This is a genomic window from Pseudomonas sp. G3-39, assembly GCF_054790485.1.
Map to the genome: position 1 here is coordinate 2,651,274 of NZ_CP186497.1, position 19,926 is coordinate 2,671,199.

Annotated in this window: 21 protein-coding genes and 3 pseudogenes; 12 read left to right on the top strand and 12 right to left on the bottom strand. The window is 54.3% G+C overall.

What is annotated here, in order from left to right:
* Positions 1 to 3 precede the first annotated feature (3 nt).
* Positions 4 to 1,038, bottom strand: coding sequence for an alpha/beta fold hydrolase (locus ACOYXG_RS11655; protein ID WP_460357850.1), 1,035 nt, complete (start codon positions 1,036 to 1,038; stop codon positions 4 to 6).
* 301 nt (positions 1,039 to 1,339) lie between these two features.
* Here ACOYXG_RS11655 and ACOYXG_RS11660 point away from each other — a divergent pair, with 301 nt between their 5' ends.
* Positions 1,340 to 1,753 carry a cupin domain-containing protein gene (locus ACOYXG_RS11660; RefSeq protein ID WP_150367870.1) on the top strand — a complete coding sequence of 138 codons (414 nt, stop codon included), beginning with the start codon at positions 1,340 to 1,342 and terminating at the stop codon, positions 1,751 to 1,753.
* A 6-nt stretch (positions 1,754 to 1,759) separates the two neighbouring features.
* Here ACOYXG_RS11660 and ACOYXG_RS11665 read toward each other — a convergent pair whose 3' ends face one another.
* Positions 1,760 to 2,779, bottom strand: a complete 1,020-nt coding sequence (locus tag ACOYXG_RS11665; RefSeq protein WP_027613830.1) for an AraC family transcriptional regulator — start codon at positions 2,777 to 2,779, stop codon at positions 1,760 to 1,762.
* A gap of 90 nt (positions 2,780 to 2,869) precedes the next feature.
* On the bottom strand, positions 2,870 to 3,565 hold the full coding sequence (locus ACOYXG_RS11670) for an SDR family NAD(P)-dependent oxidoreductase (RefSeq protein WP_027613831.1): 696 nt from the start codon (positions 3,563 to 3,565) through the stop codon (positions 2,870 to 2,872).
* A gap of 438 nt (positions 3,566 to 4,003) precedes the next feature.
* On the opposite strand from ACOYXG_RS11670, the gene ACOYXG_RS11675 reads away from it, so the two are divergent.
* A complete protein-coding gene (locus tag ACOYXG_RS11675; RefSeq protein ID WP_027613832.1) occupies positions 4,004 to 5,500 on the top strand; it encodes a sensor domain-containing diguanylate cyclase in 1,497 nt (498 codons plus the stop codon).
* A 41-nt stretch (positions 5,501 to 5,541) separates the two neighbouring features.
* Here the strand turns inward: ACOYXG_RS11675 and ACOYXG_RS11680 are convergent.
* Positions 5,542 to 5,667: pseudogene (locus ACOYXG_RS11680) on the bottom strand (AraC family transcriptional regulator CmrA); the annotation flags it as partial.
* Positions 5,668 to 5,670: 3 nt separating this feature from the next.
* Between ACOYXG_RS11680 and ACOYXG_RS11685 the strand changes: the two are divergent.
* The 3 genes and pseudogenes from ACOYXG_RS11685 to ACOYXG_RS11695 form a co-directional block, all read left to right on the top strand.
* Positions 5,671 to 5,754 (top strand): annotated as a pseudogene (locus tag ACOYXG_RS11685) (oxidoreductase); the annotation flags it as partial.
* Positions 5,755 to 5,860: 106 nt separating this feature from the next.
* Positions 5,861 to 6,082, top strand: coding sequence for a hypothetical protein (locus ACOYXG_RS11690; protein WP_027613838.1), 222 nt, complete (start codon positions 5,861 to 5,863; stop codon positions 6,080 to 6,082).
* A gap of 163 nt (positions 6,083 to 6,245) precedes the next feature.
* Positions 6,246 to 8,372 (top strand): TonB-dependent siderophore receptor, encoded by a 2,127-nt coding sequence (locus ACOYXG_RS11695; protein ID WP_460357856.1) that lies wholly within the window; start codon positions 6,246 to 6,248, stop codon positions 8,370 to 8,372.
* A 67-nt stretch (positions 8,373 to 8,439) separates the two neighbouring features.
* Here ACOYXG_RS11695 and ACOYXG_RS11700 read toward each other — a convergent pair whose 3' ends face one another.
* Positions 8,440 to 8,979 (bottom strand): GAF domain-containing protein, encoded by a 540-nt coding sequence (locus ACOYXG_RS11700; protein WP_460357858.1) that lies wholly within the window; start codon positions 8,977 to 8,979, stop codon positions 8,440 to 8,442.
* A 218-nt stretch (positions 8,980 to 9,197) separates the two neighbouring features.
* On the opposite strand from ACOYXG_RS11700, the gene ACOYXG_RS11705 reads away from it, so the two are divergent.
* Both ACOYXG_RS11705 and ACOYXG_RS11710 read left to right on the top strand, forming a co-directional pair.
* On the top strand, positions 9,198 to 9,428 hold the full coding sequence (locus ACOYXG_RS11705) for a hypothetical protein (RefSeq protein ID WP_027613841.1): 231 nt from the start codon (positions 9,198 to 9,200) through the stop codon (positions 9,426 to 9,428).
* Between the two features lie 83 nt (positions 9,429 to 9,511).
* A complete protein-coding gene (locus ACOYXG_RS11710; RefSeq protein ID WP_027613842.1) occupies positions 9,512 to 9,751 on the top strand; it encodes a hypothetical protein in 240 nt (79 codons plus the stop codon).
* Between the two features lies 1 nt (position 9,752).
* Here the strand turns inward: ACOYXG_RS11710 and ACOYXG_RS11715 are convergent.
* A pseudogene (locus ACOYXG_RS11715) lies at positions 9,753 to 9,915 on the bottom strand (LysR family transcriptional regulator); the annotation flags it as partial.
* Positions 9,916 to 10,048: 133 nt separating this feature from the next.
* On the bottom strand, positions 10,049 to 11,824 hold the full coding sequence (locus ACOYXG_RS11720) for a metallophosphoesterase family protein (RefSeq protein WP_097089992.1): 1,776 nt from the start codon (positions 11,822 to 11,824) through the stop codon (positions 10,049 to 10,051).
* A 372-nt stretch (positions 11,825 to 12,196) separates the two neighbouring features.
* Between ACOYXG_RS11720 and ACOYXG_RS11725 the strand changes: the two genes are divergently transcribed.
* The 3 genes from ACOYXG_RS11725 (at position 12,197) to ACOYXG_RS11735 (ending at position 13,967) form a co-directional block, all read left to right on the top strand.
* The gene (locus ACOYXG_RS11725; RefSeq protein ID WP_097089993.1) at positions 12,197 to 12,412 is read left to right on the top strand and encodes a hypothetical protein; all 216 of its coding nucleotides are present in this window, start codon (positions 12,197 to 12,199) and stop codon (positions 12,410 to 12,412) included.
* Between the two features lie 235 nt (positions 12,413 to 12,647).
* Positions 12,648 to 13,592 carry a hypothetical protein gene (locus ACOYXG_RS11730; protein ID WP_143503126.1) on the top strand — a complete coding sequence of 315 codons (945 nt, stop codon included), beginning with the start codon at positions 12,648 to 12,650 and terminating at the stop codon, positions 13,590 to 13,592.
* Positions 13,593 to 13,598: 6 nt separating this feature from the next.
* Positions 13,599 to 13,967: a hypothetical protein gene (locus ACOYXG_RS11735; protein ID WP_097089995.1), complete on the top strand. Its 369-nt coding sequence runs from the start codon at positions 13,599 to 13,601 to the stop codon at positions 13,965 to 13,967.
* A gap of 617 nt (positions 13,968 to 14,584) precedes the next feature.
* Here ACOYXG_RS11735 and ACOYXG_RS11740 read toward each other — a convergent pair.
* From ACOYXG_RS11740 to ACOYXG_RS11755, 4 genes are all read right to left on the bottom strand, one after another.
* On the bottom strand, positions 14,585 to 14,839 hold the full coding sequence (locus tag ACOYXG_RS11740; RefSeq protein ID WP_414888068.1) for a hypothetical protein: 255 nt from the start codon (positions 14,837 to 14,839) through the stop codon (positions 14,585 to 14,587).
* A complete protein-coding gene (locus ACOYXG_RS11745; protein ID WP_027613778.1) occupies positions 14,836 to 15,381 on the bottom strand; it encodes an NADAR family protein in 546 nt (181 codons plus the stop codon). Before ACOYXG_RS11745 ends, ACOYXG_RS11740 begins: the two co-directional genes overlap by 4 nt.
* Before the next feature lie 11 nt (positions 15,382 to 15,392).
* A complete protein-coding gene (sseB, locus tag ACOYXG_RS11750; RefSeq protein WP_460357865.1) occupies positions 15,393 to 16,193 on the bottom strand; it encodes an enhanced serine sensitivity protein SseB in 801 nt (266 codons plus the stop codon).
* A 164-nt stretch (positions 16,194 to 16,357) separates the two neighbouring features.
* Positions 16,358 to 16,519: a hypothetical protein gene (locus ACOYXG_RS11755; RefSeq protein ID WP_414888042.1), complete on the bottom strand. Its 162-nt coding sequence runs from the start codon at positions 16,517 to 16,519 to the stop codon at positions 16,358 to 16,360.
* A gap of 59 nt (positions 16,520 to 16,578) precedes the next feature.
* Here ACOYXG_RS11755 and ACOYXG_RS11760 point away from each other — a divergent pair, with 59 nt between their 5' ends.
* Complete coding sequence (locus tag ACOYXG_RS11760; RefSeq protein ID WP_460357867.1) at positions 16,579 to 16,821, top strand: hypothetical protein; 243 nt, start codon at positions 16,579 to 16,581, stop codon at positions 16,819 to 16,821.
* A 773-nt stretch (positions 16,822 to 17,594) separates the two neighbouring features.
* Positions 17,595 to 17,813, top strand: coding sequence for a hypothetical protein (locus tag ACOYXG_RS11765; protein ID WP_460357870.1), 219 nt, complete (start codon positions 17,595 to 17,597; stop codon positions 17,811 to 17,813).
* Between the two features lie 53 nt (positions 17,814 to 17,866).
* Here the strand turns inward: ACOYXG_RS11765 and ACOYXG_RS11770 are convergent, their stop codons facing one another.
* Positions 17,867 to 19,561 (bottom strand): AIPR family protein, encoded by a 1,695-nt coding sequence (locus ACOYXG_RS11770; protein ID WP_443532867.1) that lies wholly within the window; start codon positions 19,559 to 19,561, stop codon positions 17,867 to 17,869.
* Positions 19,562 to 19,926 lie beyond the last annotated feature (365 nt).

The following is a 19,926-nucleotide window of genomic DNA, read 5'->3' on the forward strand; positions in this document are numbered from 1 at the left end:
ACCTCAGAGGTGATCGGCGTCGATCACTGCCTGAGCAAACGCCTGCGGATCTTCCTGGGGCAGGTTGTGGCCGATGCCGCCGTTGATCAGGCGGAACTGGTACTTGCCGGTGAAACGCTTGGCGTAATCCTCAGGCGCCGGGTGCGGCGCGCCGTTGGCATCGCCCTCGAGGGTGATGGTCGGCACGCTGATGGATGGGGCGCTGGCGAGTTTCTGTTCCAGCGCCGCGTATTGCGGTTCGCCCTGCACCAGGCCCAGACGCCAGCGGTAGTTGAACACGGTGATCTCGACGTGATCGGGGTTTTCCAGCGCTTTGGCGCTGCGGTCGAACGTGGCGTCATCGAAGGCCCATTTCGGTGAGGCGAGCTGCCAGATCAGCTTGGCGAAGTCGTGGGTGTTTTTCCGGTAACCGTCCCGGCCACGGTCGGTGGCGAAGTAGAACTGATACCACCACTGCAATTCGGCCTTGGGCGGCAACGGATTTTGCCCGGCAGCCTGATTGCCGATCAGGTAGCCGCTGACCGAGACCAATGCCTTGACTCGCTCCGGCCACAGCGCCGAGACGATATCTGCCGAGCGCGCGCCCCAGTCGTAACCACCGAGCACCGCTTGCTTGATGTTCAGGGCATCCATGAAGTCGATCACGTCGCTGGCCAGCGCCGCAGGCTGCCCGTTGCGTGGCGTCTGATCGGAGAGGAAATGCGTGTCGCCATAACCCCGCGCATACGGCATCAGCACCCGATACCCCTTGGCGGCGAGCAACGGCGCGACCTTGTCATAGCTATGAATGTCGTACGGCCAGCCGTGCAGCAGAATCACCACCGGCCCCTGCGCCGGGCCGGTTTCGGCGTAGGCCACCTCCAGCAGCCCGGCCTTCACATGCTTGAGCGGGCCGAACGGCGAGGGCGCGGAATAGCTGACGTTGTGGTCGCCGGTTGCCGGCTGCGCGGCGGCGGCCGTTGGCATTTGCGTCGCCGCCAGTGCGCCGAACAGCGTCACGGCGAGGATGTGCATACGGTTGAATGCTGCGTTTTTCATGCTGAAGTCTCCTTGGCAATCCTGTCGGGGGCAGGTGCGGGCTGAGCCCGGCAAACCTTGCAGGCATTTGAACGCCTTGACGTATCTGGCCCATGTCGAAAAAGCGCGGTGATTCAAGTTCATGTATCGCCGGGGTGTCTGTACACACTGTGATACACAGCCGGTGTGCTTTGTATGGCCGTGTATCCAGCTCTGCACGTGATACACGGCGAGACCAAACGCGGGTTTTTCGACACATGGCCGCTACACCCGGCAGTCACAGTGCAGGCCTTCACACCATGACTGTCGAGAGGGCAATTGCATGCAACGCACACTGATTCTGGCCACTGTGGCCGCACTGGTTTCATTCACCGGCCTGGCGCAGGCGGCAGACGCTCAAGCCATGAGCTGGCAGCAGGGCTTGAGCCGTACCGACCTGATTCGTCAGGACCTGGGCGATGCGGATCGCGAGGTGATACAGGCACGTATCGATTTCGAACCGGGTGTCACCGCGCCGCGGCATGCGCATCCCGGTGTCGAGGTAGCGCATGTGCTCAGCGGCACGCTGGAGTATCAACTGGAGGGGCGGCCGGCAGTCACGCTAAAGGCCGGGGACTCGCTGTTCATCCCGGCTGGCGTGGCCCATGTGGCGAAGAACGTCGGCCAGGACCAAGGCGTGGAACTGGCGACCTATGTGGTGAAAAAGGGCCAGCCGCTGCTGCAGCTGAAACCGTGATCGGGCTTATCTGGCGCGCAGCAACTTGCGGTAATCCACCGGCGAAATCCCGCGGGCCTGACGGAAGGAATGGCTGAAAGAACTGGCCTGCGAGTAACCCAGCATCAGGGCGATGTTCATGATGCTGGTCTCGGTGCGGCGCAGGTAATGGTCGGCCAGTTCCATGCGCATGGTTTCCAGCACCTGATTGAAGTTTTCCCCTTCGGCCGCCAGTTTGCGCTGCAAGGTGCGCGGCGAAATCGCCAGCTGCCGGGCCAGGCTTTTCAAGCTGAAATCGCCGGTCGGCAATTGTTCGGTGAGCAGCGCGCGCAAGCGGTCAGTCACGGAAAATGCCGGGTACGACAGGCACAACTGCCAGTCGGCCTCCAGCAACATGCTGCGATGCATGCGCGGGTCGGCACCCTGGATCCGCGTCGAGAGCGTCGACTCGGCGAACACCAGCGCATTGCAACCGGCCTCGAACTGCACCGGACAGCCAAAGAAGTGTTCATACAGCGCCGGTTCGCCCACCGCCGAATGCATCATCCGGACTTCCAGCATCGGCTGATTACTCGCGATCAACCAGCGGCCGAACGCTGCCCAGCCGACCATCAGCGCTTCCTGATGCAGGGCGCAATAGGGCTCCAGTTCACTGATGCGTTGATCTTCGAGGGTCACGCGGCCGTCGCCGATGACGATTCGGGTCTGGCTGGACGGACTGTCGTAAACGATCTTGCCGAAACGCAGAATCATATTCAGCGATTCGCCCAGTGTCGCGCTGGTCATCAGCACATAACCCAGTACGCCGTAGGTGCCCGGGCGTACGGCGGCGCCGACCAGCAGGCCGAAATGCGGCAGGTTGCTGCTGAGCGCCGCCAGTTCCAGCAAGGCACGCAGTTGGCGCATGGGAATGCGCACGATCGAGTCGGACAACTGCTCGCGTGAGAGTCCGGTCTGCTGCAACAGCCAGTCGCCATCGCAGCCGTATTGTTCGGCGACATCAAGGACGTGGTTAACGAAGGCAGCGCTGGAAGTGGCGGGTCGCATGGGGGGAGGGGAAGTCCGGTAATCCGGTGATCTTGCTTTTCCGAAAGGTGAAGAAAGCGACGTCGCCAAGGCGCGCGGCGTCAATAGACCCTACATGCGCCCGATCACCGGAATACCGGTGCCAGTGACGGCCGACGCTTGTTCCGAGATCAGAAACAGAATGACCGCCGCCAGTTGTGCGGGCGTCACCCAGCGCTGGTGCTCGGCGTCGGGCATGGCTTCACGGTTTTGCGGGGTGTCGAGCACGCTCGGTAGCACGGCATTGACCGTGATGCTCATGTCCTTGAGTTCTTCGGCGAGGCTTTCGGTCAGGCGCAAAACGCTGGATTTCGACGCGGCGTAAGCGCCCATGCCCAGCCCGGCCTTCGCCGCCATGCTCGATCCGATATTGACGATGCGTCCCGCCGAGGATTGCAGCAGCAATGGCAGCAAGGCTTTGCTGGCGTTCAATGCGGTTCGAAGGTTCAGCGAGTAGAGCCGATCCCAGGCCTCTATCGCACTGCCCAGCAACGGCTCCCACGCATAGCCGCCGGCGCCGTTGACCAGGGCGTCGAGGCGTCCGAAATAGCGGTTGATCTGGTGGGCGACTGCCTGGCAATCGGCAAGGGAGGTCAGATCGATGCCGGACAGGACCAGTCGATTGTGGGAACTGGGCATCGCCATCGTCGCCTGATCGATCAGCACCAGATCCGCGCCCTGGGCTGCGGCCATGTCCGCCAGGGTCTCGCCGAGATTCCCCAGGGCGCCGGTAATCGCCACAACGCGCCGTGAGAGTGACTGAGTCATCAAGAGTCCTTTCCTTTTTAAGGGCGCATACTCTAATGATATCGGTGGCCCGTGGCATGCTTTTGGATGTCAACTTGTTGTGCAAAAGTGCCAAAATTTTATGCTTGGCAACACATCACGAAAGGGTCGTGAAACAGGCGTCAGAAAGTTGGCTTCTGACGGTGGGCGCCAAGCGGATTCTGAAAGCCTGGCGATGGTTTGGTCTGGCATTCTTGTCGCTGTTTCGCCAAGCGCAAGTCCTTCCTGAAGTCTTTAGCACGCTTTTTTTCCGGACGACGCCGTGCAATTCAGAAGTACGTTTTTTGCGTCACATAATCTGTTGCTGCAGCGAGTCAGTGCTGCTTGTATCCTTGCGCGCGACAAGGACACGCGGCCGCAGTCATCGAGTCGGTCGACCCGCCGCAGGAACGGAAACCGGACTTTCCCAAAGGTAGTAATGTGAAGCGTGATACCCGCCTGGTTGTGCTTTTGTTGTTGGTGATCGGTTGTTCCCTCGGGTCACTGACGGTGTGGAAAGTGCTGGCCTCTCGAGAGCGCGCACTGGAGGAGGTAAACGTTCATGGCCTGAACCTGACCCAGGCGCTGGCGACTTATTCCGAAGGGATCGTTCGCCAGAGTTCGTTGCTGCTGCTCGGGATCGTCGAACGTCTGGAAACCGAAGGCAGTGGCCCCGCGCAGATCCAGCGTCTGAGCGCTCTGGTCAATCGCCAGGAACCGCTGATGCCGCAGCTCAGCGGCATCACCATCTACGACAATCAGGGCCGTTGGCTGATGTCCTCCAACCGACCGATTCCGGCCGGGGCCAACAGCAGTGATCGTGTTTATTTCATCCATCATCGTGACGACCCGAGCCGCGAGACCTTTATCGGTCCGCCGATCCAGAGTCGCTCCAATCAGGAGTGGGTGATCACCGTCAGCCGCCGTTTCAATGATGCGCACGGCGAGTTTGCCGGTGTGGTGGCGGTGACCCTGGGTATCGAAAACTTCCTGCGCCTGTTCGGCAAGATCGATGTGGGCCAGGAGGGTGCTATCGGCTTGTCCTATACCGACGGTACGTTGCTGGTGCGCTATCCGTTCCGCGAGCAGGACATGGGGCGTAACTTTTCCAAGTCGCCGATCTATGAGAAGTATCTGGTCGATCGATCGGTCGGCACCGCGTCATTTACTTCCAGCCTCGATGGCGTCGAGCGGCTCTATGCCTTCCGCAAGAGCGACCGGCTGCCGCTGATCACCACTGTCGCCCTCGGCAAGCGCGAAGCCCTTGCTGCGTGGCGCATGGAGGCCTGGCTGTCGGCAGTGGTGGTCGCGGGGTTGCTGGGGCTTACCGGGCTCATCGGCTGGTTTCTGATTCTCGATATTCGCAGGCGTACCAGGGCTGAAGATCAATTGCGCGGGACGCAGCAGCAGTTGCTTTCCTCCAATCGTCAGCTTGAGTTACTGGCGATGAAGGACGCCCTGACCGGCCTGGCCAACCGGCGCTGCTTCGATGAGAGCCTCGCCATGGAAGCCCGACGCGCACAACGTGACGGCACGACGCTGGCGTTGCTGATGATCGATATCGATTACTTCAAGCTGTTCAACGACTCGTTCGGGCATGTCGCCGGCGATGCCTGCCTGCAGAAGGTCGGCACAATCCTCGAAGGTTGTGTGCGGCGCCCGTCGGATCTGGTGGCGCGTTACGGCGGCGAGGAGCTGAGCGTGATCATGCCGGCCACCGACAGTGACGGTGCTGCAGTGGTCGCGCAGTTGATCCTCGAACGCTTGGAGCAAGCGAACATCGCACACCCGTCCAGCCCATTCGGCCGGCTGAGTGTGAGTATCGGCATCGCTACGGCCTCGGGGGCCCAACTGCAATCCTTGCAAGGGTTGATCGAGGTCGCCGATCAGGCGCTGTATAACGCCAAGACGCTGGGGCGTAACCGGTTTGTGAAGTGATTGGTGGGCATTAATCCGATAGATCGCCGTCGGGCGGACTTTCACGCCGGGCGGCGAACCCGCTGGGTGTCTCTTGATGGCGGACACCCGAACTGGCGACTGAATTGCGACGGGCTTTCGTAGCCCACTCGATAGCAGGCACTCGCCCCATCCAGCCCTTCGCCGAGCTCGCAGCCCGCGCTATCTCGGATGATTTGCGCCAGAAAACGGACAAGATCCGCGTCACGGTGGTGTGCCCGGGCGTCGTCGAGTCATTTATCGAGGCCGCAACGAAAACCATCTGTCGCGCCGTCAGTCGCCGCCGCTGAACACTCCAGAACCGCAGCCCTCTACCGACTTACAAGTCCGGGGGTAATGACCATGAGCGACATTCGCAAAGAGCAGGCGTTGGCCGCCTGGCGAAAATTACTGGAAGAGCCAGAGATCCGTATGGACGCCGAGGATCAATACGACGAGTTGCTGAAAATGGCCGACACCATGGAGCAGGAAGGGCTGATTACAGCAACAGAATGGCGCCAGTTGGTGCGCAAGGCCGGCGCGAGGTTCGCCCAGGCCACCGAGGGGCTTTCGGGCGGAACCTGAGAATTTGGCGGGGCAGGGCGCAGAGCGACGGTGCCGCATTGACAGCAGCAACTGTTGTTAATGGGAATCTGTATTAATTGCGAATAATTTTGTATAGCATGCGCGGGAGTTTTTTGGCGGATTCACCCCCTGCATTGGCCTATTCGTAAAGGTTTCCCTCTCCATGCGTCGAACCCTGCTTTCCATTTGTGTGCTGCAAGCATTGTCGCCTGCCTCTTGGGCTGATCAAACGGGGGCATCACCCTCAACGCTGGAGCTGGACGCAACCGATGTCATCGGTACGGCGAATTACGAAAGGGCGGACGGCCCGGTGCAGGGTTATCGCGCGACGCGCTCGGCCAGCGCCACGCGTACCGACACCTCGATCCATGAAACTGCGCAATCGATCAGTGTCGTCTCGAAGGATGCGGTCGAAGATCTGGGCGCCACCCGATTGCAGGACGCGCTGGACTACGCCGGCGGCGTGGGGCGGGCGAACAACTTTGGTGGTCAGGGCCTGACCACGTTTACCGTGCGTGGCTTCACCACCGGCGAGTTCTATCGCAACGGTTTCCCGATCAACCGCGGCTATCCGAACATGCCGGATGCCAACACAATCGAACGCCTCGAAGTGCTGCGCGGCCCGGCCACCATGCTCTACGGTCGAGGTGATCCTGGCGGCACCTTCAACGTGGTGTCCAAGCAGCCGTTGCCTGAAAGCAGCGTCACCCTGGGCAGCCAACTCAACGATCAGGGCATGAAACGCGGCACGCTTGACGCTTCCGGCCCGCTCGACGAAGAAGGGCGTCTGGCCTATCGCTTGAACGTTGTGGGCGAGGGCGGCGATACTTTCCGCGATCATGTCGAAACCGAGCGCTACGGCATCGCACCGGTGCTCACCTGGCAGGCTACCGACGCGACCAAGCTGATTTTTGAAGGCGATTTCATGCGCAACAACGCGCCTCTGGATCGCGGCCTTACCCGTTACGCAAAACAGACGGGAACCGCTTCGCGCGACAGTTTTTTCGGCGAAAAAGACGCTGGCAAACTGCATAACGACAACAACATGGCCCAACTGCGTTTCGAGCACATGCTCAATGACGACTGGACCCTGGGCGGCGGGTTCCAGTGGCTCGACGGTTCGCTCAAGGGCAACGCAATCGAGGCCAATGGCATTGCCGATGACGGCCGCACGTTGGGGCGCAATTTCAACTATCGCAAGCTGGAGTGGACCGACAAGGATACCCAGCTCAACCTGACCGGGCATTTCGATACCGCGGGTTTGCAGCACACATTGCTCACCGGCATCGAGTACGAGGATTACGACTACAAGTCGATCATCCAGCGCTCCAGCGGCGCCGTCGGTGCGTACCCGATCAACATCTTCGACCCGGTCTACGGCCAGCCGCGCCCGGCGCTCACCCGCACGCCGACACACGACAAGGAAAACCTCAAGACGTATGCCGCGTTCGTGCAGGATCAGGTGGCGTTGACCGATAAACTCAAGGTGTTGGCCGGGGCGCGTTTCGAGCGCTTCGAACATGACTACGAAACTTACGTGCCCGGTGGCAAGAGCTGGCAGGCCAGTGACAACGCGGTGACTCCGCGCATCGGCGTGACCTATGACCTGACCGAGACATTGGCGATCTATGCCGATACGGCGCGCTCTTTCAAGCCGAACACCGGCGCCAGTCGCCAGGGCGGAGGGTTCGAGCCAGAAAAGGGCAAGTCCTATGAAATGGGAATCAAGTGGGAAGCGCTGGATCAGCAGTTGAGCGTCGACGCGGCGATCTATCAGATCGAAAAACGTAACGTGCTGACCACCGACCCGGTTGACTCGACCTTCAGCGTTGCGGCCGGCGAGGTGCGCAGCCGTGGATTCGACGTCAACGTTGCCGGCAACCTGACTCCCGAATGGCGGGTGATTGGCGGCTACGCCTATGTCGATGCCGAGGTAACCAAGGACAACGTGCTGCGCTCTGGCACGCGGCTGATGAACATCCCGAAGAACAGCTTCAGCCTGCTGAACATGTATGAGTTTCAGGACGGCACCTTCAAGGGACTGGGCCTGGGCACTGGCCTCAAGTACGTCGACGAGCGCGCCGGCCAAACCGCCAACACCGCGTTTTCGATGGGCAGCTATACCGTTGTCGACTTGCTCAGCTTCTACAAGATCAATGACAAGGTGCGGCTCAATCTCGACGTGAAAAACCTCTTTGACCGTGATTATGAAGAGGGCGCATTCGGCAACGTCTATGCCTACCCGGGGGCGCCGCGAACCGTGCAGGTCGGCGTTTCCTACACCTTGTAGCAGGGTGGAGCAAAATTCTCACAGGCCACAAATGAAACAGCCCTGAATATTCAGGGCTGTTTCTTGATTATCCGATAACGCTTGAAACGTTCTGGCTGTAGCCGCTGCCGGCCTCCGTCAGATTCGCGTAAAAGATACAGCCGATCAGTCTCGCGAACAGGCCTAACGTATCCGCCAGATCCGGGTCGTCGAAAATCACCGCCCTGGAGTCCAACGCACACAGCGCGCCCCAAAGTTGTCCGTCAGGAAGGAAAATGGGCGCGCCTGCGTAGCTTTCAATCAAATATTGCTTCACCACGGGGCGTGTGGAAAATCTGCCGTCGCGACTTATCTGCGGCACGAAAAGCACCTGAGGGTCTCTGCGAAACTCACTGCACAGCGTGGTTTCCAATTCCAGCGTGTCGCCGGAGTTGATCCCAAGCTCGATCGGATCGTAGGCGGAACAGACGATCCAGTCAGTCTCGGTGAATTTCGCGATCGCCGCGAACCGCGTCCCGGTCATGCGTGTAACAAGCTGCAGAATATTGGTTGTAGCTTCAATTTCAGCGATAGAGGAACGTTCCTCTGCGCTTAGCAACGCTCTGTCAATGGTGTCACTGAGGGGCATGCATTGTTCTCCGGTCATGATTTTTTTAAGTTGGCGACTGCTAAACGCTTTTGAAACTGCTCATTTTGATACTAAACAAAATGGATTCGTTCACATCAAAGGTTCCTGATGGCTGCAATAGCGAAGCGTCATTGGCGTGCGGCTTGAGGCGCCGTTATCGGCGGCGTAGCCTTGATCTCATAAATGTTGGATGTCGCATTGAATGAAAGGTGAGGAAAGTGGAAGGCGTAGTGTTGAGCGAAAAGATGCAACGTGAAGCTGATCGGCTCCTGGCGCAGATTGTCCGGGCAGACTCGATGATCATCGCCGTGAAGGCGGGGGCTCGTGCGGATGGCTTCGTGCTTGGGCTGGAAACCAGCGAGGTTCTGCGTGCCGGCGATGCTGAAAAGCTGTACGTCATTTTTGAAGCGGCTTTGGTCGAGCGGCTGAAAACACTTTCTCGCAGTTGAGCTGCAGAACATTTATCCGCTTGAACTAACGATTGACCGGTAAGTCAGGGTAGTTATCTGCCACTCTGATTTTGAGGTTATTAATGCGCAATTACACCATCGAGTACCTGTTCAACGGCGAGTCCCGTACGCATCAACTCGCGTTGCAGCAGTCGAAGCTCTCCATTCACGACGCTGCCATGCATCTGCTGGAACTGCATTTTGGGGATGCTGAGAACAGTCTGATCATGCCAACAGCTGACTCGACTGCTGAAGAGATACTGGAGCAGGCCAGTCTGGTGGGTATTACGCAAATCGACGTGAAGGATGCAGGCGCTGACTGATTTCTTCTTCGCTCGCCCCCGGCCCCTGCGCGATGCCCAATCCTGCATTGACGATACTCACGTATACACTCAGGCGAGTTGACACGCAGTCGTTCGGAAATCGGGACATCAGCATCCTTGAACCGCCAGTTGGTTCCAGTGGACAGGAGGGTATAACTGAGGCAGGCGGCGAAGGCGTCCCTTATGGCTCCTTTTTGTGCGCATAAAAAAGGGAGCAAAAAAGGGTACGGACAAAAAAGGGGGTTGATTTATTTCCAAAATATAAATCAGTTCCCATTTTAGTGGTCGCCATTTTAGTCATTTCGGAACACCTCCTGCCAAATCGAAGGCATAGCTGACGGTCTCTGGCGGCTTGTGGTTCTTATTGAACGAAAAAACTTTTCCGCCAGCGAGAGCGGCGCATGCTAGGCGCTCCTGCTCGGCAATGTTACCAATGAGCGAAGCGTCCATAGATGCTTGAGCGGTTCTGTAGCGGGTCAAAAAATCAGGTGTCGGGCGCAGCGCACTACCTGTGCACTCGGCGTAGTCCTTTTCTTCGACGGCCTGCCCCGCGAGGTCACGCATGGACCTACCGGCGAACGTTAGGCGTTCGCACCATTGTTGCTGCGGCTGAAAGCGTTTGCTGTGGGCGTATGTTTCGGCTGAAACCCGACCTGCCGCAGCTGCTTTGGCTTGTGGCGACCCGTCGGCCGCGCAGTTCAATTCCGTCCAGGGGGTACGCAGTTCAGATGTAAGCAGCAAACGCGAACGTTCTGCGTCCCAGCTGAAGATCGCCTTACGGTAGTGGACGGGTGCATCGATGAGCGAGCCGACGTTGATCTCCCGGATTACGCCCTTCGACACTTCTTGGTCGTCGCCCACAGCGGTGTATCCCTCGTGAGTGTGTGCACTGAAGTAGACAGGGGTTACGAAGGGAAACTCGTCGTGCAGCTTTAGCATCCACTGTGCCGAACTGCGGTCAAGGGCGCGAAGCGGATAGTGGCCGGTCAGCACTACCGCCTTGACGCTGCGCGTCGGATCGTCCCGCCATGACTTGAGCTGCTCTACGACTAGGTCACGCTGGCCTTGGCGAATAGTGCCGACATTGGAGTTCGACTCTTTCGACAGAAACTTAAAGCTCGGCACGCTGGGCCAATCAGTTGTGTCGAGCAGGATCACACCAAGCTCCGCACTGGTGACATTGCCAAGCTGTTTAAGGGGGACGCGTACGGATTGGAGCAGCGAGCCCTTGTTCCATTTATTCACCGAGTTGCCGGTGTTCATTGTTGCCGTGTACTCGTATGGGGTGTGGACAGTCAACTGCGAATTAACGAGCGGAGGTGTTGCTTTGCCCGCCGCCACAAGTACGCGTCGGTGATAGTCCGAGGCGTTGCAGAAGGTATCAATTGCAAGTGGGAGTTTTCCGCCGCTCTTCAACCGCAGGTAATCACAGTTGAACTGGTGCGGCCATTCGCGAGCATCTGGAAATGGGCGCAGTCTGTTGGCATCAGATGCAAGCGGATTGTCATCCAGCTGGCCGCAAACGGCGTTGAAGTGCCCCTCAAGTGAGGGATCGATGCTGTGGTTGACAGTAATTTTTCGGATGTAAAGCCAAGCCGTTCCCATCCAGCCGCCATAACTCATGTTCCCCTGAAAAATTCCATCGTGATTACCTTTGGCAATGTAGACGTTTGGAGCAGATAGAAAGGACAAGCGCTTAAGGCGCTTAAATTCGGAGTGGCATGAATAGTCCAAAAGATCGCCTAGGTGGATCACCGGTGGAGTCCCGTCTTGCTGAGTAATTCTCCGCATCACCGACTCGGCAACATACTTGGTGTAGAGATCCTGCTCGACGGAGCGGATGGCGACGTCGCTGGTGTCCTGCGCAAGGCGCGCGGAGTAGTACGTCGGATCGCCGAACAGCTCTCTCTCCTGATTGTCGGCCATGAAGTAGACAACGGCCATGGGGAAGTCGCCGCCGGCAATCGGCGTGGCAGATGGAGAATCTGGCAGAACTCGGATGGTCGAGTAGCATCCTGTCAGAACGGAAAAAAGGAGTGCGACGCTTATGCGCGCTAAAACGTGATTATCCATGTGCCTTGTCCACCATCAGAGCGTACGGTTGGAACTTCCACCCAGAGCCTTAGATTAGGCGACTGAAAAGTGGGACCGTTTTCATAAGGAGCAACGATTAAGCCAAAGGGCGAACGAAGTGAGCGGCAGTTAAGCGCATTACAGTTTCCGCTACTTGTGTCTGGTTGCGCTCCTTGCATGTGCGTAGCTCACTGTTCAATCTGTGTAACGCGCCAGAAAAACGACATGCGGTGAGCAAGAAAGGCGACATAGCTTTTGGCCATACCATGGAGCCTAGCAGTGTATCCATAGTCTGCAATTGGCCGATTCTGTCAAAAAATAGCTTCACCTCTCCATTCCCCTGGCAGAGTTTCTCTGTCAGTGAGCGCGGGGATGAACAGCATGATTGGGTTGTTACCGGAAGGGGAGCAGCACTCGTTCAATCTGGAAAACCACGTCTCACCCCACCACCTTTTACGCAGCATTGACCAGTGCTCGGATTTAAATGACCTGTGTACCCACCTGAAAGTAGTCGCCGATCAGCATTTGATGGCGAATGTTCATCCGTGCCTCAGAGAAAAGGGGACTGATTTATTTTCTGAGAAATAAATCCGTCCCCATTTTTTTGGTCCCATTTTTTTGCGCCCCCATTTTTTGCCATTTTTTGTTCCGTATTCCATGAAGAACCATTTTTTTGATGTGCGGTATGTGCGTTATGGAATGGCCACCCAGGTTTTTATTCCGTTTTATTTAAAAAAATATTGGACAGTGTGATTTTGATTGACTAGTGTCATTTTGCCTTTGCAGAGATATCCATAAAATTAATGTGCAAGGAAGCGATCTTATGCGATTAACTCCTAATTTTAGTTCTGGATCGAAACTTGCTTTTCTAGTGGCTACTGTTTTTATGCTTGCTGGTTGTCCCAAGCCTGCATTATATCGAGAGCCAATTGTTAGATATCAGCAGGCGTCGACAGTGGTTATCGAAGGAGCGCGCACTGAGTATGGTCTGGCAAACAGTAGAGAGTACGATAGTCTACTTAATGCTCATCTTGCTAAGCGAGAGCGTATTTCGCTTAGTGAAATTGATAAAGGAGATTGGCGTGTAATTAGCGCTGATGCTTTGGCTGTTCGTATGTCTGCGTTAGACGCTTTGACAAAACACGGTAAGTTATTGTTGGCTCTTGCAAGTAGTGATGCTCCTGACAGAGCAAAGGACGCAGCAAACTCACTTGATGATGCTGTCAAGGGTCTTCGTTTGTCACTTAATAATAATACCGCTCCTGATACGGTAGATGCTAAAGCAACTGCTTTTGCAGGCGTGGTGGCAGAGGTAACAAAACTTACTTTGGAAGCTAAAATTCAAAAGGCTCTAGATTCGGCAATAAAGTCATCTGAAAGTGCTGTTGAAGGACTAATAGTTTCAATTAAAGATGATATGGCTAATTTATATGAGCGCCGTCGCAATTCTTTGAGTTTGTCAAGAAAATCCGCTGTTGATGCCTATAATCTAGAGTTGACTCAGAAAATTCCTGATGCGGAAAAGCTGAAGAAGAATATTTCAGGGATTAAAAAGGCTGAGGAGGATTGGGACGGATTACAACTAATGCTAGGTGCTGGACCTGGTCTTGATGCAATGCTTCAAGCCCATCAGGAATTAGTCGTTTATGCGAAAAGCCCAAAGAACCCTCAGGATTTTTCTGAACTAGTGGAGGCTGTCGATGCTTTTGTATCTAGTGCGACGGTGATAGCTGATTCCATTAAGGTTTTACGTTCCGGGAAGGAGTGATGATTTATGTCTTCTGATATTATTTCTTACACTGATTTGATTAGGGCTGTTGGTGACTTGATAGTTAGGGTTGATGTGCTATCAACCGAATTTGATCCTGGCGTTCCAAAGCGACTTATTTTAGATGATATACGTGATGATTTAGATGTTTTTCAGAGGAAGTTGGTTCGTGCTTATTTCGATACGACGACGCCTCAAATTAAGAGTAAGGTGGATTCTTTAAGTAATATAAACTTTGAAATTAAAAAGACTATCAGTGATCTGGATAAATTTACTAAAACTTTGGAGCAGTTAGTGAAGTTTATAGAGGTGGGACAAGAACTTGTGAAGTTGCTTCCTGTTCCCCTGTCTTTGCGCTCTGCTTTACTGGTATAAGCGCACGCATATAGTTTGGCGTGCGTGGAATGTCAAAAGAGCTGTGCGATATAGTAGTAAGTAGTGCAGTGGTGGGTGCGTATCATATTGACTGTGTTAGCTATTTGTGCGTCTGTGCTATTCTGGAACGGGTTCGAATCCCTATTCCCCTCCACATAAGCCCCCCCTGTAGCTCAATGAGTTACAGGGGTTTTTCTTTGTTTTTTAATGCTCAAATCGCCTCGGGGGCATAAGACGGACAATTTGGGAGCAAAATCCGCTACCTCCTTACCGCTTCAGCCCCTTCCCAAATCCCATCGGTTCTGAGACATGCGAGGTCATCTGTTTAGCATTGGATGGGATCAGCTTGCCATAGTGTTTCTTAATCATGGTGGTGCGTGAGTGAATCCCCCCCCGGCTTTGTAAACATCCTATGACCGCTTTTGCCGAATGCGGTCGCTCCTGAGCGCCAGCCATCGGCCCAGAGTGTGTAAAACACCATGAACCTCATCGTCGTCGAGCAGTGACATTTGCTGACCGAGAGATCGCACGGTCATGTCACGCGCCATATCGTTCGTAGCTTGGAACACGGCAACGCTGTTTTTACAGCCTCTGGAATGGGCCGAAATCAGCCTTTTTCAGGCCATTAGCGCTTGCATCAAACCGTAGGCACCGATGATTTTCATGACCCGTTTCAAGTTGTAGGCGAGAACATTCAAGCTCATCAGCGCACTCACTCCGGCCAGCTTTCGCGTCAGGAACTGCGTCCGCCCCCATTCATTGTTTGAGCGTCCCGAAGGAAAAGCGAGCACGAGAGGGCGGTCGCGTAAGCTGCCCGGCTTCTGTGCGGTACGCCCGTCGCGGTGTTCGCCACTGCGACGTGGGCGAATCATGTTTCGTCGCGGACCTGCATCAGCGCGAACCCCAGCAGATTCAGGCCTTGCCACAGGTTGGGGTTATTCGCGTTTACGTGATCCTGGGCGAGTCCGATGCCCCAGATGCTGTCAACCGGGCTGGCCTCAACGATGATGCGAGAACCGGTATTCTTGAGGAATGCATTCAACTCCGGGTTTTGCGAGAACTTGGCCTGGTTGGCCCGGACGACAATTGCATATCGGTGTTGCAACCAATCGTGCTCGTTGAATCCGCGCACGTTGCGGCCAAGCGCCTTGGCCGCGTTGGGCGTAGGCGCCGTTAGCACTTGAGCGCGAATGTCCTGATCGCCGAACAAGGCTGCTTTCTCTGCCATCATGAAATGTTCGGCAGTCGCGTAGCGTTGCCCGTCGACAACAAATTCGGCTTCGAACCACTGGCTGAAGCACGAAGCGCTGACTCCGTGCCTGCTTCGCTGGTGTCCCCAGAAAAAGACATAGTTCAGCTCCTCTCCAGCGTTGAAGCGGGAGCGGAGGTCTTCCAGATATTTGGAGTCGTGCAATTGGACTTCCTTCATGCTTTGTCAAAACCAAACAATGAACGCAGCCAACCTGCCGACTTCCGTTCATAGAAGGGCGTGGTTTGCTTGAGCAAGTAATCGCTAAGGCCTGAATCTGCGTCATGAACGCGGTACAGGTCAACGGGTTCGCAATCCGGAGCCAAGTCCGCGGCAACGCTGCCCGCTTCGCGCATGACCTGTTCAAAATCGCCGTCCGCTTCGATCCCGATGATCAGATGAGGCTTTTGGTCAGACGAAGCGTCATGCATCAATGCCAGAAACGCGCGCTTCACATTGCGATGTCTGGCGAGTAGTTGCTTGAGCGAATGGACCATCTTCGAGGGATATTGCGACGGCTGTCCCAGCAGTACCTGAGTGTCCTTTTCGACCGTGCGCTGCACCGGTCCCTGGCCGATCTCATCGGAGAGCAGGTAGCGCACTTCCTCGGGGAAAAACTCTTTCCCGTAAGGAGACTTTGGATTGAGGAAAAGAGGAGTGCCCAGCGTGATTTCAAACAGCGATCTGGCCGGGATCTCTATATAGGACTCCTCGCTGTTTATGGATCTTCGTAGTGTATGCAACGAAGTGAAAAACGGGATGACAGCGGAGCCGTCGGGCTTTTGCCAGTGCGCAATGCTGATGTTGCTGCCTGCCTCAAGGTTGACTCGCCCTTCGCCAGTGCCGGCGGTGCCGAGGACGTAGATATCCGAATTCAGCAGCGTCTTGAAAAAATCAGGTCGGTGGGCGGGTTCATCCGCCGCCAGTCTGAGTGACTTTTCGAGGGTGTTTTCTTGCTGGGTATCCATGATGTCCATCGGCCGTTCCATCAATGCAGGCAAAAAATGGGTGACAAAGAACGCGCAGTTTTTCACGCTGCTGTGAAAACAGGAAGAACTGAAGCCTGATAAATCTGCCGCATCAGGAAGGCAACACCGCGTGATGACGCCGAGCCGCGTGGAAAGAATGCTCTATCTCGTCTTCAGTTTTGCGCACCGTAGAAGTGGTTGAGCAGTATCAACTCAATCACCGCTACAAAAACGCACAGCACGAGAAAGCCAGGACTGAAGACGCGCTTGCGGCCGGATGAGCTTATATCCATCCAGTTAGCGCCGGAATCGCCGGAAGTCAGCAGCAGGAACATTACTCACGCACAAGCCCAAACTTTGCCCCAGAAACCAGCATTTCTGAAAGAAGTCATCCGTGTTTTTCCGTATGCCGCTTGATTCGGCAGATCTTTATTTGCTGGTTAAGCTTGGCGGGAGGGCATTTACGCCTTCCAGAGAACGCTTCCGTGCCAAACGAGACGGCCGATTGATTTCCTCAACCCCCAGAAACGACAAAGCCCTGAATAATCAGGGCTTTGTCGTATCAAATATGGCGGAGGCGATGGGATTCGAACTCATGGACCTGTTACAGTCGACGGTTTTCAAGTCCGAAGATTAATCCTTATTTTTCAATGCTTTAAGTGGTATTAGTTTCCGCTAGGCAGTATTTATTAATACCTTGGAGGCCTCTGAAATCAAGGGGGGGACACTCATTTGCGGAAACGATTTGGCCGGCTATTAGGCGTTTTGAGTAGGCTTATGGTCGTCCCAAATTTCATAGCTGCAGAGAAACTGCTCTTGATGGAAAGCGACTTTTATCTGAAGTGGGATTTTTGCAGCCAACCTTGTCAGTCGTGACATGCAGGAAACGGCCAAAAACAGGCGTTGGCTAACGACCGCTACCGGCCGAGGCTGTGTAAAAACGTTTTTGAGCGCGACAGGTAATGAAAACCGGACTGAAAATCGCGCTTCTGCGCGAAATCCACATCTGCTGACGTGCCGATAAATTTCAGATTTAACGTAGACGCGCACACTTCAATTTTGGCGAAGCGTTTTTACACACTCTGGGCCAATAGCGGACACTCACGAGCGACCACTACCGGCCATAAGCGGACAGTAACGATGAATCTTGAAGAGATTGATGGTGGCAAAAGTTTGTTGGAGTTCGAATCTCTCCTTCACCGCCACATTCAGTAAACGCAAACCCCTTATTTTCCTAGAGAAAGTCGGGGGTTTGTGGTTTCTGGTGTCTAAAAAAAGGCCATATGGGACTGAGATGGGACTGGCGCGCTATTTTGGTGCGAGACAGCCACCCCATGAATGAGTGCCCAAGGCAGTGTGATCCGGTTGCATGAACTAAGCTTTTCAAACCCCTCGCCAAGGAAGACGCTCATGCCAAATAGCCCAGACTCCAATATCGCCACGGCAGATGCGCTGACACTGCTTCTGCACAACCAGCATGCTCTGGGGGCGGCAATAGAGGAGATAACGAAATGGCTTTCAGGGAATGGCGTAAAGAGCGTCGCCGATAACGCACTGATCGCCATGGAGACCCTGGACACGAATGCGAAAGCGATTACAGATGCGATTGTACGGTTACGTCAGTGCTAGGGAGTATTTTTGACTCGGGGAAGGCAAGCCGCCCTTTGGAGGGCGGCCTATTTTTAAATGAGGTCTGACATCAAAACGGAAACTGGCTCGGCCTTTTTTCTTTTAACATCTTTATTGTATGCCGCTTTAAGTTTGCCGCACATTGCCCGGCACCACTTAGGGCTTTTAAGGTCACGTTTGTAGTCGAAACCCTCCTCATTCTCCCGAAGCTCTTCTACTTCAGCATTTAAGTCGGAGACGGTGGTGTTCGCTAGCGAAGTAAATACATCCAAGAAAAGTTCAAGTTTGCCTGATTCAACTATCAAGTTGAGGTTTCTAAAAACTTTTTTACCTACATCGTCGTCCTTAATGATTTCAGCGACAACGTATGCCAAAAAGTATTTTGTTAGTGTGTAATGTCCGAAAAGCTGGTCGTCGAATGAATCGAGTGTATCAGTTATAGAATTTAATGCAGAGTAGAGTCCAATGATCTTAGATCCTGTAACGTCAGCTCTTCCAAAGATCTTCGAGTATGAGTCATCCATCACCTTGTACTTTTGGTGGCAACTCCAAGGTTCAGCCAAATCAAGTGCCAGTATTGCGAGTCCCGCATTTTCATTGGAAATTGCCGTCCAGCCTTTCTGAACGGATTCACCTTGTTTCACTTGCAGAGTGAATTTCCCAGCTTTGCCAGTGGAAACCTCTTTCTTAAGGCGTTGCTGAATGCCGTGGTTTGATCGCATATCCCGAGCTTTGATCGCATTCTGATTGTTGCTGTTTTGAGTTATTTTATCCGTTAGTTCTTCGTCGCCTCCTAACGCAATAACTTTTACTAGGACTTTTAAGTCGGCCGAAATGCTGTTCTTTGCGTTCAGCAGGGAGGTAAGACTTTGAGCGCCGTTGACCACCATATACTTAGATATTGATAATTTATCTGCGCTAGTGGCTTCCATGTGATCGCAAAGTACAGTTATGCCGTTATGGTATAGGGGGAAGTTTTTGTGCTCCTTCTTGTCTTTTATGCTCGACAATAGGCTCTTATTTACTTTTGTGTTTCCGAGTGAGTAACGGACATTTCGGCTAAATAGTCTACTGTCAGAGATTCCCTGCATATGCGTTAATTGGAGAGCATTTGCTAAGAATATTTTGGCTGTAACACCATCAGCAGTTTGATAGTCTATTATTTCAGTGTCTGATGTGTTGAATTCGAAAGTCTCATCAATGCCTGAATCTGCGTCGAGATCGACAAAGTCAATAACAATCTTTTCCGCATCGTAAACGGTTATGTCGTCTACATTCTTAAGGTAGTCTTTTCCTTCACCGTTCAAACTCGCATTTGTGCAGAAAATGCCTTCGACCGAATACCCTGCTGCAAGCTTTTCCTTCAAGCCGATTCTTCTGATAGTCGCTTTCAAGCCCTCATGAGCTTTTCCTGCTAGAAGAGTATCAATCGCCGCGGGAGTCTTAAACTGGGCAAGCGTTCCGGTGAATTCTTTTAAGTCAGTGTCACCGAGAGTGGACTTGTCTGAGTTCCGGAATTTTGATTGGAAAATATAGATTGTTTCAAGAGTGTCATTTACTAGTAGTGCATCTACACCCTTGTCTTGCTTTTGGTCAACACATGCATCATCCGCGTCTTGCGCATCGAGTCGAAAAATATTCTCAAGAATCCACTTTAAAAACTGCATTGTTTCAGTGGGCGATCTTTTCGCGTAAGGCTTGAGGTGTTTGCTAGTGAGTGTTTGGAATTTCAAATCATCGATATTCATGCATTTATCCAATATTTTGGCGGATGGCTAGTTATGCCGAGGCAAAGGAAATAGCAACTGGGGTATCTAGAGTTGGCCTCATGTCGTTCCTTGACTCCTTACGATAGGAAATGTGGTCAAAAAATCGATTCGATGCTGATGCTGATGTCACACTATCGCTCGCTCGGGCGGGTGTCCATCGTTCTGCTTCGCATCGTATAGGCCGAAATATCTGGTAGCGAAGCCCTAGGGATCCGTCGTCGTTTCGTAGGAATAGCAGGCAGCGACCTTCTATGACCGGTACATGGAATTCCAGCCTATGTTCAATCACCCCCCACACTTGGCCGGTGTGGGGGCCTTTTGTCGTGGCCTTGGAAACCAGGTCT

Excerpts from the sequence above, each read along its gene's own strand:
- ACOYXG_RS11725 (WP_097089993.1), top strand. The coding sequence starts at position 12,197 with ATGAACAGCATGATTGGGTTGTTACCGGAAGGGGAGCAGCACTCGTTC.
- ACOYXG_RS11770 (WP_443532867.1), bottom strand. The coding sequence starts at position 19,561 with ATGAATATCGATGATTTGAAATTCCAAACACTCACTAGCAAACACCTC.
- ACOYXG_RS11735 (WP_097089995.1), top strand. The coding sequence starts at position 13,599 with ATGTCTTCTGATATTATTTCTTACACTGATTTGATTAGGGCTGTTGGT.
- ACOYXG_RS11730 (WP_143503126.1), top strand. The coding sequence starts at position 12,648 with ATGCGATTAACTCCTAATTTTAGTTCTGGATCGAAACTTGCTTTTCTA.
- ACOYXG_RS11710 (WP_027613842.1), top strand. The coding sequence starts at position 9,512 with ATGCGCAATTACACCATCGAGTACCTGTTCAACGGCGAGTCCCGTACG.
- ACOYXG_RS11765 (WP_460357870.1), top strand. The coding sequence starts at position 17,595 with ATGCCAAATAGCCCAGACTCCAATATCGCCACGGCAGATGCGCTGACA.
- ACOYXG_RS11655 (WP_460357850.1), bottom strand. The coding sequence starts at position 1,038 with ATGAAAAACGCAGCATTCAACCGTATGCACATCCTCGCCGTGACGCTG.
- ACOYXG_RS11690 (WP_027613838.1), top strand. The coding sequence starts at position 5,861 with ATGAGCGACATTCGCAAAGAGCAGGCGTTGGCCGCCTGGCGAAAATTA.
- ACOYXG_RS11740 (WP_414888068.1), bottom strand. The coding sequence starts at position 14,839 with ATGATTCGCCCACGTCGCAGTGGCGAACACCGCGACGGGCGTACCGCA.
- ACOYXG_RS11665 (WP_027613830.1), bottom strand. The coding sequence starts at position 2,779 with ATGCGACCCGCCACTTCCAGCGCTGCCTTCGTTAACCACGTCCTTGAT.
- ACOYXG_RS11700 (WP_460357858.1), bottom strand. The coding sequence starts at position 8,979 with ATGCCCCTCAGTGACACCATTGACAGAGCGTTGCTAAGCGCAGAGGAA.
- ACOYXG_RS11670 (WP_027613831.1), bottom strand. The coding sequence starts at position 3,565 with ATGACTCAGTCACTCTCACGGCGCGTTGTGGCGATTACCGGCGCCCTG.
- sseB (WP_460357865.1), bottom strand. The coding sequence starts at position 16,193 with ATGGACATCATGGATACCCAGCAAGAAAACACCCTCGAAAAGTCACTC.
- ACOYXG_RS11660 (WP_150367870.1), top strand. The coding sequence starts at position 1,340 with ATGCAACGCACACTGATTCTGGCCACTGTGGCCGCACTGGTTTCATTC.
- ACOYXG_RS11755 (WP_414888042.1), bottom strand. The coding sequence starts at position 16,519 with ATGTTCCTGCTGCTGACTTCCGGCGATTCCGGCGCTAACTGGATGGAT.
- ACOYXG_RS11695 (WP_460357856.1), top strand. The coding sequence starts at position 6,246 with ATGCGTCGAACCCTGCTTTCCATTTGTGTGCTGCAAGCATTGTCGCCT.
- ACOYXG_RS11720 (WP_097089992.1), bottom strand. The coding sequence starts at position 11,824 with ATGGATAATCACGTTTTAGCGCGCATAAGCGTCGCACTCCTTTTTTCC.